The organism is Paraburkholderia sp. (genome assembly GCF_036488795.1).
In the GTDB taxonomy this organism is placed as follows: domain Bacteria; phylum Pseudomonadota; class Gammaproteobacteria; order Burkholderiales; family Burkholderiaceae; genus Paraburkholderia.
The window spans coordinates 1-18,340 of the sequence record NZ_DASXHA010000161.1 but is presented as its reverse complement, the minus strand read 5'-3'; the positions used below and the strand labels follow the sequence as shown (position 1 = coordinate 18,340).

Below are 18,340 nucleotides of genomic sequence, written 5' to 3'. Positions count from 1 at the left end.
GGCGTGCCGCTCGAAAACACCGACACGTGGCAGCTCGAACACGCCGAGCGCTCCGCCGACCTCAGAGCAATGGTGCAGGCCACCGGTCTTGGCATCGCGCTGCTCGGTGTCGGCGCGTTACGCGGCGAGCTTCAGGCGCTGCGCGATGCGATCCGCGTAGTGGCGCGCAGCGGCACCCACGCATTGATCGTCGATGCGCAAACCGATTCCGACCTGAGAGCGCTTGCGCAGGCAACCGCTTCGCTTGACGAAGCATTCTTCTGGGTCGGCTCGGGTGGTCTCGCGCGCGAACTGGCTTCGCTGACCGACGTGTTCGATGCGGCATCGGCAGATAACGCCGCGCCGTCCACGGTACCCGCTGCGGGCGGCGCGGTGCTGATTCTGGTCGGCAGTCTTTCCACTGTGTCGGCGCAGCAATGCGCGATGCTGCGTGAACGCGCAGGCGTCGGCGAGCTTGTGATTCCGCCGGCGGTGTTACGCGAGGGCGAGTCTCATGCCCAGTGGGCCGAGTGGCAAGCCCGCGTTGGCGCGCAACTTGGCGCGCGCACTGATCTGCTGGTGCGGATTGGCCGCGACGATGCCTTCGATCCGGCCGAAGGCGCGCACCTGTCGACCTCACTCGCCGCGCTGGTTGCGCCGTTCTTTGCGCAGCTCAGCGGACTGATCGCTACCGGCGGCGAAACCGCGCGCGCGATGCTCTGCGCAGCGGGCATCGACAGTCTGCAACTGCTATCGGAAATCGAGCCGGGCGTGGCGGTTGCGCGTCCGCATGGACACGAGCGGCTCACCGTCGTCACCAAAGCCGGCGCGTTCGGCAGCGAGCACGCGCTGTACGGCGCCTACCTGCATCTTCGCGGCGCGCCGCAAGCCGCACTCTCATCGGTTCAAGAAGCGAACCAACTGAATTCAGGCAAAACATCATGAGCAACTATCTTCCAGTCATCGGCATCACGATGGGCGACGCAGCGGGCGTGGGTCCTGAGATCATCGTCAAGAGCCTGACGCACGACTCCGTCTATCAGCAGTGCCGTCCGCTGGTGATCGGCGACGCCGCGCGCCTCGAACAGGCCAATCAGCTCGTCGGCGGCAGCGCGGTAGTGCGCCGCATCGAAAAGCCGTCGCAAGCGCGCTACGAACCGGGCACGATCGACTGTATCGACCTCGCACTGATTCCCGCTGACTTGCCGTTCGGCAAGCTGTCCGCACTGGCGGGCGACGCTGCGTATCAATACATCGCGCGCGCCGTCGAACTGGCGAAGGTCGACGACATCGACGCCATCTGCACCGCGCCGCTGAACAAGGAAGCGCTGCACGCGGGCGGGCACAAGTATCCCGGCCACACGGAGATGCTCGCGCATCTGACCGGCATCGACGAAGTGTCGATGATGCTGGTCGCGCCCAAACTGCGCGTGATTCACGTGACGACGCATATCGGCATCATCGACGCCATCCGCAAGATCGAGCCGGGTCTCGTGCAGCGCACGATCGAACGCGGCCATGCCACGCTGGTGAAGGCGGGCATCGCCAAGCCGCGGATTGGCGTGTGCGGCATCAACCCGCATGCCGGGGAAAACGGCCTGTTCGGTTACGGCGAGGAAGAAGAGAAGATCGTCCCGGCCGTGCAGCTGCTGCGCGCACGCGGCTGGGACATCGAAGGTCCGCTGCCTGCCGACACGCTGTTCTTCCGCGCGGGCCGTGGCGACTTCGATCTGGTGGTCGCGATGTACCACGATCAGGGGCATGGACCCGTCAAGGTGCTCGGTCTCGAAGCGGGCGTAAACGTGACGGTGGGCCTCGACGTCATCCGTACCTCGGTCGATCACGGCACCGCGTTCGATATCGCCGGCAAGGGCGTGGCCGACGAACGCAGTCTGCTCGAAGCGCTGCGCCAGGGCGCCGAACTGGCGACGCGACGCGCGTAAGGCAGGCAAGCGAAGCGATGTCGACATCTCCACGACGTACCGCGGATTTTCATCAGAAGTTGCTCGAAGCCGGTGTCGCGCTGTTCGCGGAGACCGGTTATCACGGCACGGGCGTGAAGGATATCGTCGCGCGTGCCGGTGTGCCGAAGGGTTCGTTTTACAACTACTTCGACAGCAAGGAGGCGTTCGGTGCCGCGATTCTGCGTTACTACGCCGACGAGCAGGCGAGCGAGTGGCAACAGTATTCGCAAGAAGCGGATGCGGCCGATCCGCTGCTGGCGCTGCGCGGCATCTACGAGCGCATCGTTGCCGACTACGAAGCATGTGACGATCGGTGCGGTTGTCTGCTCGGCAATTTTGCCGGCGAGATCGCACAATCGAGCGACCTGTGCCGGCTGACCGCGCGCGCCACCGTTGACGAATGGCGCGTGGGCTGCGCCGACTACCTCCGGCGCGGCCAGGAGTTCGGTTCGGTGCGCCGCGATCTCTCTGCTGATGTCATGGCGGATCTCTTCTGGAACATGTGGGAAGGCAGCCTGTTGCGCATGAAGCTGGAGGATTCGGTAGAGCCGCTGAAAGCCTGCGTGCATTCGATGTTCGATCTGTTTTTCAAATCCCCGCAGTTAATGACGTAGTACCCCATGTAGCAACCCACGTAGCACCCCATGTAGTCAGTCACGCAGCAAAACCAGCAGCACATAACACAACAACAGCGGTCCCCACCCGGTCGGACTAGAGATCTTCGCCGGCGCACGGTTGCTTCGTGCGCGTTTGAGACGACCGGTCATATCAATGTAAGGAAAGTGATTCAATGCAAAATTTTACGTTCCACAACCCCACTCGAATCCTGTTCGGCGAAGGGCAGATTGCCGCGCTGGATGCAGAGGTCCCGGCCAACGCGCGCGTGCTGATCACGTCCGGCGGCGGCAGTATCAAGAGCAACGGCGTGCTGGCACAGGTACAGGCCGCGCTCGGCGAACGCGCCTGGTACCTGTTTGAAGGCATCGAGCCGAATCCTACCTACGAAACCTTGATGCAGGCCGTCGCGGTCGCGCGCGAACGGAACATCGACTTTCTGCTGGCGGTGGGCGGCGGATCGGTGATCGACGGGACGAAGTTCATCGCGGCCGCGCTGAAGTTCAACGGCGAGCCGTGGGACATTCTCGCGAAGCAGGCTGAAGTCAAAGATGCGATGCCGTTCGGCAGCGTGCTGACCCTGCCTGCCACCGGTTCGGAGATGAACAATGGTGGTGTGATTACCTACCGCGCGAAAGCCGACAAGCTGCCGTTTCGCAGCGAAGCGACCTATCCGCGTTTCTCCGTGCTCGATCCGACGACCACCTATTCGCTGCCGCCGCGGCAAATCGCCAACGGCGTGGTCGACGCGTTCGTGCATATCGTCGAACAGTATTTGACCTATCCCGTCGACGCAAAGGTGCAGGACCGTTTTGCGGAAGGTTTGCTGATCACGCTGACGGAAGTGGGTCCGCAGGCGCTGGCGGAGCCGCACAACTACGACGTGCGCGCGAATCTGATGTGGACCGCGACGCTGGCGCTGAATGGCCTGATTGGCGCAGGCGTGCCGCAAGACTGGGCGACGCATATGCTCGGTCACGAAATCACGGCGCTGCACGGCCTCGATCATGCGCAAACGCTTGCTATCGTCTTGCCGGCCATGCTGAGCGTGCGCCGTCATCAGAAGCGCGAGAAGTTGCTGCAGTACGCGGCGCGCGTCTGGAACATTACGACGGGCAGCGAAGACCAGCGGATCGATGCGGCCATTACGGCGACCCGTGTGTTCTTCGAACGCATGTCGGTGGGCACGCGTTTGCGCGACTACCAGATTGGCGGCAGTGCGATCAATGCACTGATGGCAAAACTCGAAGAGCACGGCATGACAGCATTGGGCGAACGCGGCGACGTGACGCTCGAAGTGAGTCGCCAGGTTTATCAGTTTGCAGTGTGACGGCCTGACGCATTGAGCGTCGGCTAAAAGGCATGACATGGTGGCGAGTCAGGCATTCAGAGCACGATGGTTTGCTTGAGATCCTGACTTGCCACTGCTCCAGAAGCGCTTTTCCCTCGCGAGATGCCGGCGCCATGTCGTGATCGCGAATGTGTGTATGGGGAAAAAGACCCCGCCGTGAGGATGGGCGGGGCTCAAAACGATGAAGCACGCTATCTGAGGTGATAGGTGCGTGCCGACTTTAAGACCGCGCGCGCAGAACCTGAAGCCCCTTATACGCAAAAGAGATTTCCTCAAAGGGGTGTAGCTGGGCTGGCATGGCGCACTCCTTCAACGCAAGTGACGAAACCATAGCGAAGAGCTGGGGACGCAAAAATCTTTATCGACTGACTATTGTGAAACTGACTTTTCGCGCGACTGCAAAGTTGCAATACTCATCGGTCTACTAGCAGCGAAATTCAGGCTGCGCCGACGGAGACACGCGATGAACTGGTACGCGTCGTTCAGCAAAGGGGAACGCACCACGTTCCATTCGGCCTTCACCGGATGGGTGCTCGACGCCTTCGACTTCATGGTGTTCACCTTTGTCGTGACGTCGCTCATGACGCTGTGGGGCATCGGCAAGGGCGAAATCGGCTTGCTGAGCACGGTCAGTTTGCTCTGTTCGGCCGCCGGCGGATGGGTCGCGGGCATTCTCGCGGATCGCTTTGGCCGGGTAAAGGTCCTGCAGTGGATCATCATCTGGTTTTCGGCATTTACCTTCCTGATCGGCTGGGCGCAAAACCTCGAACAACTGTTTGTGCTTCGCGCGTTGCAAGGCTTCGGTTTCGGTGGCGAGTGGGCCGTGGGCGCTGTGTTGATCGGGGAAATCGTCAAGCCTGAGCATCGCGGCAAGACGGTGGGTGTCGTGCAAAGCGGTTGGGCAATTGGCTGGGGCCTTGCCGCCATTCTCTACACGGTCGCGTTCTCCGTGCTACCCGAAGCGCTCGCATGGCGCAGCATGTTCTGGGTAGGCATCGTGCCGGCGCTGCTGGTGTTCTATATTCGCAAGCATGTCGCAGAACCTGAGAGCTTCAATAAAGCGCAGAAAATAATGCGCGTAGCGGGCAATCGTCCGTCGTTTTTGCAGATATTTGCGCCGGGTGTGTTGCGCACGACCGTGTGTGCGTCGCTGATGTGCTCCGGCCTGCAAGGCGGCTACTATGCGATCGCCACGTGGATTCCCACGTTTTTGCGCACGGAACGACACCTCTCCGTGATCGGCACAGGCGGGTATCTCGCGGTGCTCATTACAGGCTCGTTTATCGGCTATGCCAGCGGCGGCTACATCTCGGATCGCATTGGCCGGCGCGGCAACATGTTGCTATTCGCCTTGCTTTCCGCGGTCTCCACGATCGCCTACACGAAGGTCAACTTCACCAACGCGCAAATGCTCTACCTGGGTTTTCCGCTTGGCTTCTGCGCGTCGGGAATCTTCGGTGGCATCGGCGCGCATCTGACCGAACTGTTCCCGGCTGCTTTGCGCGCCAACGGCCAAGGCTTTACCTACAATTTCGGGCGTGGCGTCGGCGCGCTGTTTCCGGCGCTGGTCGGCGTGATGAGCGTGAAGACCGGACTGGGTAACGCAATCTGCATCCTCGCGGTCATTGCTAACGCAACGGTATTCATTGCGGCGTTAGCATTGCCGGAAACGCGCGGACGCCGGCTCGACGACGCCGATCAATTGTTGCCCGCGCAACCAGCCGGATCGAGCAGCGGCAAGTCGGTGCCGCGCGGAACCTGAGACGTTTCTCGAAGCCACACGCTTTGCAGTGATGCGGGGCGCCTAACGTCCCGCGAATCCAGGAATCATTTGATGACCGCTTCAAGCAACAATAGTGACGCGCCGCTGTGCCCGCCTCCCGCGGCGGTGCAGTCCGGACCTTCGCGCTTTGTGATGCCGGCCGGCGCCGTGGATACCCACGCGCATGTGATCGGCGAACCACCGCGTTATCCATGGATGCCGGATCGTGCCTATACGCCGCCGCCGGCTACCGCTGCGGCGTATCTGAAGATGCTCGACGATACGGGCTCGCAATACGGCGTGCTGGTACAGGTCAGCGTGCATGGCCAGGACAATACGCTGCTACTGGAAACGCTGCGCGCCAATCCCGAGCGCTTGCGCGGCGTCGTGGTGCCGTCGCTGGGTCTGGGTGACGCGGCGTATCAGAGCATGTGCGATGCGGGAGCGGTGGGGCTGCGGCTGAACCTGCTGTTCGGCGGTGGTGGTATCGGCTTCTCGCAACTGGCGGAGTACGATGCGCTCGCGCGTGATTGGGGCTGGCATATTCAGTTTCTGCTGGACGCGCGGAATCTGCCAGACATGGCGCCGCAACTCGAAAAGATCCGCTCGCCGATCGTGATCGATCATATGGGTCACATGCCTGCGGCAACAGGTGTCAAGTCAGCGGGTTTTCAGCGGCTCCTTGGTCTCGTGCGCAATGGAGCATGGGTCAAGCTGTCGGGGGCGTATCGGCTGAGCGCCGCAGAACCTCCTTATGGCGACACTACGGATTACGCTCGCGCCCTGATCGAGGCAGCACCGCAGCGCTGTGTGTGGGGTTCCGACTGGCCGCACGTCGCGCAGTGGCACACCATGCCGACGGTGGGGCAGTTGCTTGACACACTGGCGCAGTGGGCACCGGATGAGGCGACGCGCAGCGCGATTCTCACCACGAATGCGCATCAGTTGTATGGGTTCTGATCGCTTGCAGGATATAGCTCGGCACAAGCGAGGCGCCCGGCAAATCCCACTCTGTAGTGACGGCGCCCCCAAGTAGTAGGGGCGCCGCATTCGCTAGTGTCGTTCCTACGCGGCCACTTTCGACGCCAGCAGATCTTCGAGCCGTACCGGCAAATTGCGCACCCGTACGCCGGTCGCGTGATAAACCGCGCTGGTGATCGCGGGCGCGATCCCCGCCATGCCAATCTCGCCCACACCGCGCGCACCCAGCGGGTTCAGTGCGAAATCCGGATAGTCGAGAAACGTGACGTCCATTTTGGGTGAATCGGCATGGGTGGTCATCACGTAGTCCGCGAGATTGCGATTGAGCGGCGCGCCCGAACGGGCGTCGTAATGCGTCTCCTCGAAGAGCGCCATGCCGACACCCATCACGATCGCACCTTCAATCTGATTCAGACCGGTGCGTGCATTGATGATCTTGCCGCCGTCGATCACGCTCACCACCTTGCTGACGCGCAGGCGCGCCGTTTGCGGCTGCCATGTGACTTCGATGAAGTGCGCACAGTATGAGTGGATCGACACTTTGGTTGCGTCCGCATCGTCCTGACTTGCGCCGGAGCGGCCCCGGCCCACGACGATGTTCACGTCCGCAGGCGCCATGACCCGTTCGAATGGCACGCCCGCGCCCGGCGAGGTTCCCTTGCGATACACCATGCCTTGTTCAAGAGCGAGTGCGTCGACCGGTTGTCCTTTGAACGGCGAGTTGTCCGCGCCTGCGGCGGTTGCCAGAAGCTGCTGGATGGCGGCCTGAGTGGCCTGGCCGACGGCCGGCACCAGCGACGCGGTGGCCATCGAGCCGCCCGACATGGGTCCGGGCGGCAGACGCGTATCGCCGATCACCACGGAGATCCTGTCAAGCGCGATGCCCGTGAGATTCGCGACCATCTGCGCGAGGATGGTGTACGTGCCCGTGCCGACGTCTTGCGTTGCAGTGGACACGCGCGCGGTGCCGTCGCCATGCAACTCGACGATCACCTCAGCGGGCAAGCGCCGCGCCGCCCACGATCCGGCAGCGACACCCCAGCCGACCACGAGACCGTCGCGGCGCATCGAACCGACCGGCGTGGTGCGGCGCGACCAGCCAAACTTTTCTGCGCCGAGCGTCAGACACTCCTTGAGATGCCGCGAAGAAAACGGCACGTTCAGGCCTTCGTCCATGGCGGGCTCGTTGATCAGGCGCAGGTGGACCGGATCGATGTTGAGCTTGATCGCGAGTTCGTCGACCGCGGATTCGATTGCGAACAGGCCCGGCACTGCACCGGGGCCGCGCATCGACGTGCTAGGTGCGATGTCGCGGCGTGCATAGGCGGCGGTCGCGCGCAGGTTAGGCGAGCTGTACAGATAGCCCGTCGTTTCCCCGCAGTTCTCTTTACGGGTTTCGCGGCGCGCCGTTTGATAGACATAGTCCTGCTGGAACGAGGTGAACCGTCCATCGGGCGTCGTCGACAGACGCAGTCGCTGTTGCGTGCTGGTGCGATGGCCGACGTTGTGGAACATCATCTCGCGCGTCACCACCAGTTTGACGGGGCGCTGCAGGTTGCGCGCCGCAGCGGCGGCAAGCAGCGAATGCGACCAGGGGAACAGCTTGCCGCCGAATCCCGAGCCGAGGTATTTCATGATCACGCGTACCTGATCTTCCGGCACGCCGAGCATCTGCGCCATGACGTGGCGCTGGTTGACGATCGACTGCGAGGTTTCGTAGAACGTGTAGTTCATGCCGTCGAAGACTGCGATGGTCGCATGCAGTTCGATGGGGTTATGCGTTTCGATGGGCGTCGTGTACGTCTGGTCGAGCTTGAGCGTATCGGGTGCTGCGGCGAACGCGGTATCCACGTCGCCGCGCTGGGTATCGACGGAAGGTTTGTCTTCCGCCGACATCTCCACGCGCACGTCCGGCTGACTCGACACGTACGTCGCCTTCACTGCGCGCGACGCCGCTGTAGCCTGCTCGAAGGTATCGGCCACGACAACGGCAATATATTGGCCGTAGTAGTAGATGTTGTCGTCTTCGAACGGCGGACGCTTCTCGTCGATGCGCGCATCCGACGCAATGCCGACACGATAGAACTTGCCGGTGTTCTCGCGCGTAAAGACGGCTTTAACGCCAGGCATCCTGGCGGCAGCGGCGGTATCGAGCCGGGTTATGCGTCCTTTGGCGATGGTGGCGCACACAGGCACGGCGTAGAGCATGCCGGGCAAGTTGAAATCCGACGTATACGTCGCACGGCCGCTGACCTTGAGCGGGCCGTCGATTCTGGAAAAATCGCCGCCGATAAACGGCTGTGCTTGTTTTGTAGCGAATAGCATGGTGTTCTCCGCGTCAGTCGCTTCAGGCGGTTTGTGTAGCAAGCGTGAGGGCGTGCTGAATGCAGCGTTTGGCCAGTTCGACCTTGAAGCCGTTCTGGCTCTGCGGGCGTGCCGACTGCAGCGCGGCTTCGGCTGCCGCAGCGAATGCCGCGGCGTCGGGTGCGCGTCCGAGCAGAGCGGCTTCCGCCTCGTGTGAGCGCCACGGTTTCACGCCTACGCCGCCAAGCGCGATCCTGATGTGATCGATCTTGCCTGACGAGACGCTCGCCACGACCGCCGCCGATGCCAACGCGAATTCGTACGAGGCGCGGTCGCGCAGTTTCAGATACGCACTGCGATTGCCGGGCGCCGGGGCGGGCAGCGTCACATGCGTGATCAATTCACCGGGATTGAGTGCCGTTTCGCGCTCAGGCGTATTGCCGGGCAGCAGGAAGAAGTCGTCAATGGCGAGACTGCGCTTGCCTTGCGGACCTTCGATGTGAACCGTCGCCTCGAGCGCAGTCATTGCGACATTCATGTCGGACGGGTTCGTCGCAATGCAGTGCTCGCTCGTGCCCAGAATGGCGAGATTGCGATTGAAGCCTTCGATTGCGGCACAGCCGCTACCTGGCTCGCGTTTATTGCAAGGCGTCGCCGTGTCGCGGAAGTAGACGCAACGCGTACGTTGCAGCAGATTGCCGCCGGTCGTCGCCATGTTGCGCAATTGAGCCGAAGCGCCGGAGAGCAGAGCCTGTGACAGGACCGCATAGTGCGTCTTGATGAGCGGATGATTCGCGAGGTCCGTATTACGCACGGTCGCGCCAATCATGACGCCGCCGCCTTCGATCGTTTCCACCTGATCGAGCGCCAGACGATGGATATCGATCACGTGGGTCGGCCGCTCCACGTCCAGCTTCATCAGATCGAGCAGGGTGGTGCCGCCTGCCAGGAAACGCACAGCGGGAGCATTCTGCGGGCCGGCTGCGGCGGATTGGGCCATGTCGAGTGCCTGCTTGACGTCGGCTGCGCGCTTGAGTTGAAAGAGTTCCATTGGTTTGCTCCGCTCAAGCTTTCCGGCGAACTTGCTGGATCGCGCATACGATGTTCGAATAGGCGCCGCAGCGGCAGATATTGCCGCTCATCGCTTCCTTGACGTCTTCGTCGCTGTGCCCGTATGGCTCTTTTAGCAGCGCGACGGCCGACATGATCTGACCCGACGTACAGTAGCCGCACTGAAAGCCGTCGTGTTCGACAAAGGCCGCTTGCATCGGATGCAGCGCGCCGGGCCGTCCAATGCCTTCAATGGTGGTGACGGCTTCGCCTTCGTGCGTAGCGGCAAGGCTCAGACACGAATTGACGCGCCGTCCATCCACGTGGACCGTGCAGGCGCCGCATTGACCGTGATCGCAGCCCTTTTTTGTTCCGGTAAGGTGAAGGTGTTCGCGGAGGCAGTCGAGCAGCGTCGTGCGCGGATCGATGTCCAGTTGATGAAGCGTGCCGTTGACGTTCAGTTGCACGTGAACGGAGTCGCTCTCCGATGCCGTATTGCTGGTTGACGCCGCGTCCTCGCCGATACTGCCGGAGTCAGCACGTGCAAGTGTATGAAGTTGCCCGGTACCCACAGCGACGCCTGCCGCGCCCACGCGCGTCAGAAAGGAGCGGCGCGAGACCCGTTCGAAACTCGTTGCATGATCATCATCAACCGTTTCCGGTTGCTGAGGTTCGTTGTGCATCGATCAATTCTCCCGTTGAACCACGTATGGAAGGGGACAGGCATTGTCCCCGCGTTCATTGCACATCATAGGCAAGCGTGGTGGCACGAAAATGGCGCGAAAGTGGCATGACCATGGCGCATGGTTGTGGCGGTGAACGAGGCTCTTTTTCTCGTGCAGGATGGGAACTTTGCCGCGGTGGAACCCCCAGCGGTCTGCCGCGGAATGCGCTACAGTTCAGCGCCGCATCTGGCGCAGCCGTGCCATGCGCCTTGCGGCCAGCGCCGCAAGGTCGATTTAAGGACAGGTAATGAGTGATACGGGTAACAAGAAATTCCATGCAGGCTGGGTGATTTTCGCGCTCGCGATGGGCGGATTTGCAATTGGCACGACCGAATTCGCAACAATGAGCCTGTTACCGTTTTTCGCTCGCGGTTTGGAAATTGATGCGCCGACGGCGGGGCATGTGATCAGCGCCTACGCGCTGGGCGTTGTGGTGGGTGCGCCGGTGTTTGCCGTGCTGGGTGCGCGGTTGCCGCGCCGTACGCTACTGATCCTCCTGATGGGGATGTTTGCGATTGGCAACGCACTGAGCGCATTGGCGCCCAACTATCACTGGATGCTGTTCTTCCGCTTCCTGAGCGGGCTGCCGCACGGCGCGTATTTTGGTGTCGCGGCTCTGGTGGCGACCTCGCTCGTGCCGGAAAACCGTCGCACTGCGGCCGTAGGCCGCATGTTTCTCGGCCTGACGTTCGCGACCATCATTGGCGTGCCGATGGCGAACTGGCTGGGGCAGGCGATCGGCTGGCGCTGGAGTTTCGCGCTGGTGGCCCTGATGGGTGTGGCGACGATGACCTGTGTGTGGCGCCTTGCGCCTTATGAGCCGGCTCATCCGGAATCGAGCCCGCTGCGCGAACTCGGCGCGCTCAGGCATACGCAGGTGTGGTTGACGCTCGGCATTGGCGCGATCGGATTCGGCGGCATGTTCGCGGTTTACACGTATCTGGCCGACGTGCTGGGCGTCGTCACGGGTGTGTCGGCGCAAGCCGTGCCGATCGTCCTGAGTGTGTTCGGCGTGGGTCTGACGATGGGCAATCTGCTGATCCCCATCTTTGCCGATCGCGCATTGATGCGCACGGCCGGCGCGCTGCTGGTCTGGAGCGCGGTGGCGCTTGCAGTCTTTCCGCTGGTGGCGGGCAATGTCTGGCTGCTCACCGCGGATGTGTTCCTGATCGGCATTGGGGGCGCGCTCGGCACGGTGTTGCAGACGCGCCTGATGGATGTGGCGGAAGATGCCCAGGGGCTGGCGGCCGCGCTGAATCACTCCGCGTTCAATACGGCCAATGCGCTGGGGCCGTTTCTCGGCGGGCTGGCTATTTCCGCGGGCTATGGATGGACCGCACCGGGATGGGTGGGCAGTTTGCTCGCAATTGGCGGCCTCGCGCTGTGGTTCGCTTCGATCACGGTGGAGCGCAGCCGCATGCGCAAACTGTCTGCGGTCCGCGGCAACCTTCCATGTTGAAAGATTGCTTCAAGCGACGCCGGCTATAGCAACGCAAATTCAAAAATCTGAATTGCGGAAAGCGATTGCTAGCGCGGCTAGAAATCCGCAAAATCCGACGCGGGTCGCGGCGGAAAGGGTTCCATTGTGATGTGGCAGCGATCGTGAGATGAAGTGGACGTGCACGCCTTCGACGACTTTTTTTTAAACCACGTACACTCGCACGCGGTCGCGGTGACGCATGAATCGGGAGTCAGGCAGCACGTGCTGTGTGACGTTGAGCGTTGCGTGCTGCCGCGTGGACCACTCTCTTACGAATACGACAAGCATGGGAAACAGCCACCTTACCAGCATCACGCTTCAACACAGCCGGGTCGTCGTTGCGGGCGGCACGTCGGGAATCGGTTTTGCCGTCGCGCAAGCTGCGGCGCATGCCGGTGCCGAAGTCATCATTGCCTCGAGCAGGGCGGAGCGCGTCGCGGCCGCACTGGAGCAATTGCCGAAAGGCACGCGCGGCGAGTCGCTTGACTTCACCGACGAGGCGCAAGTGAGCGCGTTTTTCGAGCGCGTCGGTGCATTCGATCATCTCGTCTACACCGCCGGCGAATCGCTGCTCCTGCAAAACCTTGCCGAGCTCAGCATCGCCGACGCGCAGCGAGCTTTCGAGGTCCGTTACTGGGGCGCGCTCAAAGCAGTCAAATACGGTGCGCCGCTGATTCGCAAGAGCGGCTCCATTACCTTGACGAGCGGGGTGGCATCGTCGCGTCCGCTGCCTGCCTGGACGATTCCGGCGAGCATCCTTGGCGCGATCGAGTCGCTGACGCGCACCCTGGCTGTCGAGCTTGCGCCGCTGCGCGTGAACGCTGTCGCGCCGGGCGTCTTGCGCACCGCCCTGTGGGACAACATGAGCGAAGCCGATCGCGCGGGGCTTTACGAATATATCGCCGGAAAGATGCCGGTACAGCGGGTCGGCGAGGCGAGCGACGTCGCGCAAACGTATCTCTATCTGATGCAGCAGGGCTTTAGCACGGGCCAGGTCGTCGTGGTCGACGGCGGCCACGTGCTGGTTTAACGGACGAGCGGCGCGAAGCACGAGTCACGTGCTTCGCGCTTTGTCCTCGCCGACGCACTTGCTCAGGTTTCGCATTCGAGGCAACATCGCCTGGTCGATGGTTCCGTTTCCAATAACGGACCCGCGCATCCGCTCACAGGGTGAGAGCAGTCGAACCATGGCCGTCAGATGAAACGTTTCGAAGCGCTGGCCAACACCATGGCCGAAGAAATCCGTTCGGGCGACCGCCCTGTCGGTTCTCGCATGCCGTCTCTGAGGCAGCTCACGACGCAGCACGGCGTGAGCCAGTCGACCGTGTTTCGCGCCTACTATCTTCTCGAAGAGTGGGGCTTGATCCGTGCCCGCGAGCGCTCCGGCTATTACGTGGCCCCGGGCGCCGCGCTCGAATCACAACCGACATTGCGACCGCCGGCCGCCTTGGAGTCGGCCAGGGTTGAAATCAGCGATCTGGTCTTTTCGGTGCTCGAGGCCGCTAAACATCCCGACATCGTTCCCTTGGGCTCGGCGTTTCCGTCTCCGACACTCTTTCCGCTGCAGCGCCTCGCCAAATCGCTCGGTCACGCGAGCCGCCTGATCAGTCCGTGGAGTACCGTGGTCGACCTTCCGCCGGGTAACGAGCCGCTGCGTCGCGAGATTTCGTTGCGCTACATGGCAATGGGCATTGCCCAGCCGATGGAAGAGATCGTCGTCACCAATGGCGCGCTCGAAGCGCTCAATCTCTGTCTGATGGCGGTGACGCGGCCCGGCGATGTCGTGGCAGTCGAATCGCCAGGTTTCTACGCCGCTCTGCAAGCGATCGAGCGGCTCGATCTGAGAGCCGTGGAGATTCCAGTCGACCCGGTTTCGGGCGTCGATCTGCAAGCGCTCGCGGATGCCTTCCACACGCATCCCATTCGCGCATGCTGGTTCATGACCAACTTTCAGAATCCGACTGGCGCAGCAATGCCGCAGGAAAAGAAAAAGGCGCTCGTCGAATTGCTTGCCGGGCATGATGTCCCGCTGATCGAGGACGATGTCTATGGGGAACTGCATCACGAGCCGACTTACCCTCTGCCTGCCAAGGCCTTCGACAAGACAGGCCTCGTGATGCACTGCAGTTCATTTTCAAAGACGCTTGCGCCCGGATACCGGATTGGTTGGGTCGCGGCGGGGCGTTTCGCCGACAAGGTGCAGCGTCTGAAACTGATGACCACCTTGTCGGCCAGTATTCCGGTTCAGGCGGGCGTCGCGGACTATCTTCAACATGGCGGGTACGACAAGCATCTGCGCAAGCTGCGCGGCGCATTTCGCAGTCAGCTCGATGCGATGGATGCGGCGTTGCACCGCTGGATGCCGGACGATTCGCTCTGGACGCGGCCGTCGGGAGGCTATTTTCTGTGGGTCCGGCTTCCACGACATGTCGAGGCGATGCAGTTGCATCGCCTCGCGATAGAGCACGGTATCAGCATTGCGCCGGGTCCCGTTTTCTCCGCACAGCATGAGTTTCGCGATCACGTGCGCCTGAATTTCGGTCATCCGTGGAGTGACAGAATGGAGAACGCAGTCAAAACCTTCTGCTCGCTGCTCGACCATCCCAGCGAGTGAACCAGTTTCGCTCTGAAGGTGCGACGCGCGTCAATGCGCGACGTTGACTGCAAGCCTGGCGAGCGCAAACAGCGTGGCGCCGAAGCCAGTGGCGAGCGCTACCGCGACAAACGGCAACAGCGGCAGCTTGACCTCAGCCATATCAGCCTGATGCGCGGCACCCCGGCGGACACCGAAAAAACTCCACAACACAATTCGCGTCATCTTCAACAGGTTCATGGCATCACCTTCTCAAGGCAGGATTGTTTGACCTCAGGTGGCAGTCTGGGCCGTCCTGCACGTGCAAGGAAGTAGCAGTTGCGAACTATTCCTGCAATGCAGTTCTAGTTTCCGCTAGTGGGTTGCGGCCCAGTCAGGCCACTTGCCGGGCATCTGCTAGGGCGTTTTTTGCGTCATCTGCTACTTTCCGGCAAGCGCCGTTATCTCTACTGTTGGCGGTTCACCAGCGTTGGCGAGCTTTGCCACCGAACCGACGCGCAGATCCATTCGTCTTGTGTGGCGGAAGATACGGCGGACCATGTACCAGTACACCGAGTTTGACAAATCATTCGTGCGCAGCCGGGCTGCACAGTTTCGCGACCAACTCGAACGCTGGCAGACCGGGAAACTCAGCGAAGACGACTTTCGCCCACTGCGCCTGCAAAACGGCTGGTATGTGCAACGGCACGCGCCTATGCTGCGCGTCGCCGTGCCGTACGGCGAGCTCTCAAGCGCGCAGCTGCGCATGCTGGCGCGTATTGCGCGCGAGTTCGATGAGCCTGAGGCCGAGGTCTACCGGCTTGCCTGCGAGGCACAGCGAAAGCTCGGTACCTCGCATCTGCCGACGCACTACGCGCATTTCACCACGCGCACCAACGTTCAGTTCAACTGGATTCCTCTTTCGAAAGCTGCGGATGTGATGGACCTGCTTGCCAGTGTCGACATGCACGGCATTCAGACCAGCGGCAACTGCATTCGCAACATTTCCTGCGACGAACGCGCAGGCGTTGCCCCGGACGAAATCGCCGACCCGCGGCCGTTCGCCGAAATCATGCGTCAATGGACGACGCTGCATCCCGAGTTCGCGTTTCTGCCGCGCAAGTTCAAGATTGCGATCACGGGTGCTACCGAAGATCGGGCCGCGACGGATTGGCACGATGTCGGTCTGCGGCTCCTCAGGAATGACGTGGGCGAACTGGGCTTTCGCGTGGCAGTGGGTGGCGGAATGGGTCGCACGCCGATGACCGGCGTGGTGCTGCGCGAGTTTTTGCCGTGGCATCAGATCATGAACTATATCGAGGCTGTGGTGCGGGTCTATAACCGCTACGGCCGGCGCGACAACAAGTACAAGGCACGCATCAAGATTCTGGTGAAAGCGGAGGGTCAGCGTTATATCGACGAAGTGGACGAGGAGTTTCGCCAGATCGTCGAGCTGGACGGTGGTCCGCACTCCATTCCGCAAGCGGAGCTGGAACGTGTCAGCGCGTCTTTTGTGCCACCCGCCTTGAGCAGCCGGACGCGCTGCGGCGAAGCGCGTCCCGGTGCGGATCTGCACGCGCAATCGCAAGCGCATCCGCGTTTCCGTCGTTGGCTGCAACGCAACGTGGCGCTTCATAAAGATCCGGCGTTGCGCATCGTCACGCTGTCGTTCAAGCGCCTGCTGCAAGCGCCTGGCGACGCCACGGCCGGACAGCTCGACATCGTCGCCGGCCTCGCTGAGCGCTTCTCCGCCGGTGAGGCGCGCGTCACTCATACGCAAAACGTCGTGTTGCCGTGGGTCCATGTGGACGACCTGTTTGCGCTCTGGGAAACGGCCTGCGACGCGGATCTGGCAAGCGCGAACGTACATTTGCTCACCGACATGATTGCGTGTCCAGGTGGCGATTTTTGCGCGCTCGCCAATGCGCGTTCGATTCCCGTCGCGCAGGCGCTTGCCGAGCGATACCAGGACCTCGACGAACTCGACGATCTTGGCGAGATCGATTTGCATATCAGTGGCTGCATCAACTCATGCGGTCATCACCACAGCGGTCACATCGGCATTCTTGGCGTCGACAAGGACGGTCGGGAGTGGTACCAGGTCACCCTTGGCGGAGCGGACGGCAAGAACGCGAGTGGCGCGGCGCAGCCTGGAAAAGTCATTGGCCCGTCGTTCTCTGCGCAAGAGATCCCCGATGTCATCGAGGCGATTCTGTCGACTTACCGCGATCTGCGAAATTCGGGCGGCGCGCGGGAGACTTTTATCCAGACGCTAAAGCGCGTTGGACCGGAACCGTTCAAGGCAGCGGCTAACGAGGCGCGTTGGAAAATGGAGGTGACGCTGTGACGAACGACACGCACCTGAAGATACTGACGGCGTCCGATCACGCTGCCGAAGACAACGCAAACCGGCTTCAGCTTGCCAATGACGCGGACCCGATCACGCTTGCTGAACGGATTCCGGATATCGCCCGCATTGATCTGCATTTTCCGCATTTCACGGATGGGCGGGCCTACAGTCAGGCTTACCTGTTGCGGCGCCGGCTTGGCTTCAAGGGCGATTTGCGTGCGACTGGCGACGTCCTGATCGATCAGCTCGTGCAGATGGCAAGGACGGGGTTTACCAGCGCGGTTCTGAAAGAGGGTGTCGACCCGGGTGATGCGATACGGCAGTTCGAGCGTTTCCCTGGCTACTATCAGGCGGACGCTGTCGATGAAAAAAGCGGTCGCTCCGGAGAAGGGGAGTCGGAGCGACCGTGAGAGGTACATCTACAACTTGACGCTATTGCCCGTTAGAACTTGTACGTTGCACCGATTTGCAGGTAACGGCCCATGTACGTGTACAGCGACTGGTCGTAACCGGTCTGATCGATCTGGCCGAGCCAGAGCGGATCGTACGGAGGCGCCTTGTTGAAGATATTGTTCATGCCGCCATAGATCGTCCAGTGCTTGAAGCCCGTGTACGCCACGTTCAGGTTGAACACGCTATAGGATGCGGTGGAGTAGTTCAGACCCAGTGCGTCGGAGTATGGACCGGTGTACTGCCATGCCAGATCCGCATTCCATTGATGGAAATTCCACGACAGGTCCGTGTTGCCCTTCCAGCGCGGGAACGATCCGCCAAACGGCTGGGCGAGTGTCAGGTCATTACCTGCGCCGTCGACCGTCGAGGCGAGACCGCCGACCCCGTTCATCTTGAAGTGCCACACGTAGGCCCAGTCAGCCGAGAACCGGAAAGTACCAATCTTCGTGGGCAGCGATTGCGAGAAAGTCGTTTCAAAGCCATCGGTATCGAACGAACCCAGGTTCTCGTACGAGTTGACCATGTAGGCGATCGAACCATCGGCGTTGAAGACCGTGCCAGCCGGATTGATCTGTGTACCGATCGCGTTATCGACGTGAATCTTGTACCAGTCGAAGCCGATGTCGGTCGTACGCGTCGGCGACAGTTCGAAGCCGATGTTGTAGTTCTTCGTGCGTTCCGGTTGCAGATTCGGGTTGCCCTGCGTGATGACGTTTTCGTCCTGACCGTTCGGACCGATCGGCATGATGCCGAT

At 61.7% G+C, this 18,340-nt stretch carries 16 protein-coding genes; 11 read left to right on the top strand and 5 right to left on the bottom strand.

Annotated elements, in window-relative coordinates:
* From VGH41_RS23130 to VGH41_RS23105, 6 genes are all read left to right on the top strand, one after another.
* A partial coding sequence (locus VGH41_RS23130; protein ID WP_331599957.1) for a nucleotide-binding domain containing protein occupies nucleotides 1–924 on the top strand: 924 nt, incomplete at its 5' end.
* Nucleotides 921–1,922: a 4-hydroxythreonine-4-phosphate dehydrogenase PdxA gene (gene pdxA, locus VGH41_RS23125; RefSeq protein WP_331599956.1), complete on the top strand. Its 1,002-nt coding sequence runs from the start codon at nucleotides 921–923 to the stop codon at nucleotides 1,920–1,922. The genes VGH41_RS23130 and pdxA, both read left to right, overlap by 4 nt.
* A gap of 17 nt (nucleotides 1,923–1,939) precedes the next feature.
* Nucleotides 1,940–2,557, top strand: a complete 618-nt coding sequence (locus VGH41_RS23120) for a TetR/AcrR family transcriptional regulator (RefSeq protein ID WP_331599955.1) — start codon at nucleotides 1,940–1,942, stop codon at nucleotides 2,555–2,557.
* A 176-nt stretch (nucleotides 2,558–2,733) separates the two neighbouring features.
* Nucleotides 2,734–3,888: an alcohol dehydrogenase gene (gene yqhD, locus VGH41_RS23115; protein WP_331599954.1), complete on the top strand. Its 1,155-nt coding sequence runs from the start codon at nucleotides 2,734–2,736 to the stop codon at nucleotides 3,886–3,888.
* Nucleotides 3,889–4,372: 484 nt separating this feature from the next.
* On the top strand, nucleotides 4,373–5,671 hold the full coding sequence (locus VGH41_RS23110) for an MFS transporter (protein ID WP_331599953.1): 1,299 nt from the start codon (nucleotides 4,373–4,375) through the stop codon (nucleotides 5,669–5,671).
* A gap of 72 nt (nucleotides 5,672–5,743) precedes the next feature.
* Nucleotides 5,744–6,631, top strand: a complete 888-nt coding sequence (locus tag VGH41_RS23105; protein WP_331599952.1) for an amidohydrolase family protein — start codon at nucleotides 5,744–5,746, stop codon at nucleotides 6,629–6,631.
* A gap of 105 nt (nucleotides 6,632–6,736) precedes the next feature.
* Here the strand turns inward: VGH41_RS23105 and VGH41_RS23100 are convergent, their stop codons facing one another.
* The 3 genes from VGH41_RS23100 to VGH41_RS23090 are packed head-to-tail and all read right to left on the bottom strand — an operon-like array spanning nucleotide 6,737 to nucleotide 10,689.
* The gene (locus tag VGH41_RS23100) at nucleotides 6,737–8,977 is read right to left on the bottom strand and encodes a xanthine dehydrogenase family protein molybdopterin-binding subunit (RefSeq protein ID WP_331599951.1); all 2,241 of its coding nucleotides are present in this window, start codon (nucleotides 8,975–8,977) and stop codon (nucleotides 6,737–6,739) included.
* Between the two features lie 22 nt (nucleotides 8,978–8,999).
* A complete protein-coding gene (locus VGH41_RS23095) occupies nucleotides 9,000–10,007 on the bottom strand; it encodes a xanthine dehydrogenase family protein subunit M (RefSeq protein ID WP_331599950.1) in 1,008 nt (335 codons plus the stop codon).
* A gap of 13 nt (nucleotides 10,008–10,020) precedes the next feature.
* Complete coding sequence (locus VGH41_RS23090) at nucleotides 10,021–10,689, bottom strand: (2Fe-2S)-binding protein (RefSeq protein ID WP_331599949.1); 669 nt, start codon at nucleotides 10,687–10,689, stop codon at nucleotides 10,021–10,023.
* Between the two features lie 289 nt (nucleotides 10,690–10,978).
* Between VGH41_RS23090 and VGH41_RS23085 the strand changes: the two genes are divergently transcribed.
* From VGH41_RS23085 to VGH41_RS23075, 3 genes are all read left to right on the top strand, one after another.
* Nucleotides 10,979–12,190, top strand: a complete 1,212-nt coding sequence (locus tag VGH41_RS23085) for an MFS transporter (protein ID WP_331599948.1) — start codon at nucleotides 10,979–10,981, stop codon at nucleotides 12,188–12,190.
* A 307-nt stretch (nucleotides 12,191–12,497) separates the two neighbouring features.
* Nucleotides 12,498–13,241, top strand: coding sequence for an SDR family oxidoreductase (locus VGH41_RS23080; protein ID WP_331599946.1), 744 nt, complete (start codon nucleotides 12,498–12,500; stop codon nucleotides 13,239–13,241).
* A gap of 168 nt (nucleotides 13,242–13,409) precedes the next feature.
* The gene (locus VGH41_RS23075) at nucleotides 13,410–14,825 is read left to right on the top strand and encodes a PLP-dependent aminotransferase family protein (protein ID WP_331599945.1); all 1,416 of its coding nucleotides are present in this window, start codon (nucleotides 13,410–13,412) and stop codon (nucleotides 14,823–14,825) included.
* A gap of 30 nt (nucleotides 14,826–14,855) precedes the next feature.
* Here VGH41_RS23075 and VGH41_RS23070 read toward each other — a convergent pair whose 3' ends face one another.
* Complete coding sequence (locus VGH41_RS23070) at nucleotides 14,856–15,044, bottom strand: DUF2970 domain-containing protein (protein ID WP_331599944.1); 189 nt, start codon at nucleotides 15,042–15,044, stop codon at nucleotides 14,856–14,858.
* Between the two features lie 298 nt (nucleotides 15,045–15,342).
* Between VGH41_RS23070 and VGH41_RS23065 the strand changes: the two genes are divergently transcribed.
* Both VGH41_RS23065 and VGH41_RS23060 read left to right on the top strand, forming a co-directional pair.
* Complete coding sequence (locus tag VGH41_RS23065; RefSeq protein WP_331599943.1) at nucleotides 15,343–17,130, top strand: nitrite/sulfite reductase; 1,788 nt, start codon at nucleotides 15,343–15,345, stop codon at nucleotides 17,128–17,130.
* Nucleotides 17,127–17,543, top strand: coding sequence for a DUF934 domain-containing protein (locus VGH41_RS23060; RefSeq protein WP_331599942.1), 417 nt, complete (start codon nucleotides 17,127–17,129; stop codon nucleotides 17,541–17,543). Before VGH41_RS23065 ends, VGH41_RS23060 begins: the two co-directional genes overlap by 4 nt.
* Before the next feature lie 32 nt (nucleotides 17,544–17,575).
* Here the strand turns inward: VGH41_RS23060 and VGH41_RS23055 are convergent.
* Nucleotides 17,576–18,340 (bottom strand): TonB-dependent receptor domain-containing protein (locus tag VGH41_RS23055; protein WP_331599941.1); only part of this gene is annotated, 765 nt, incomplete at its 5' end.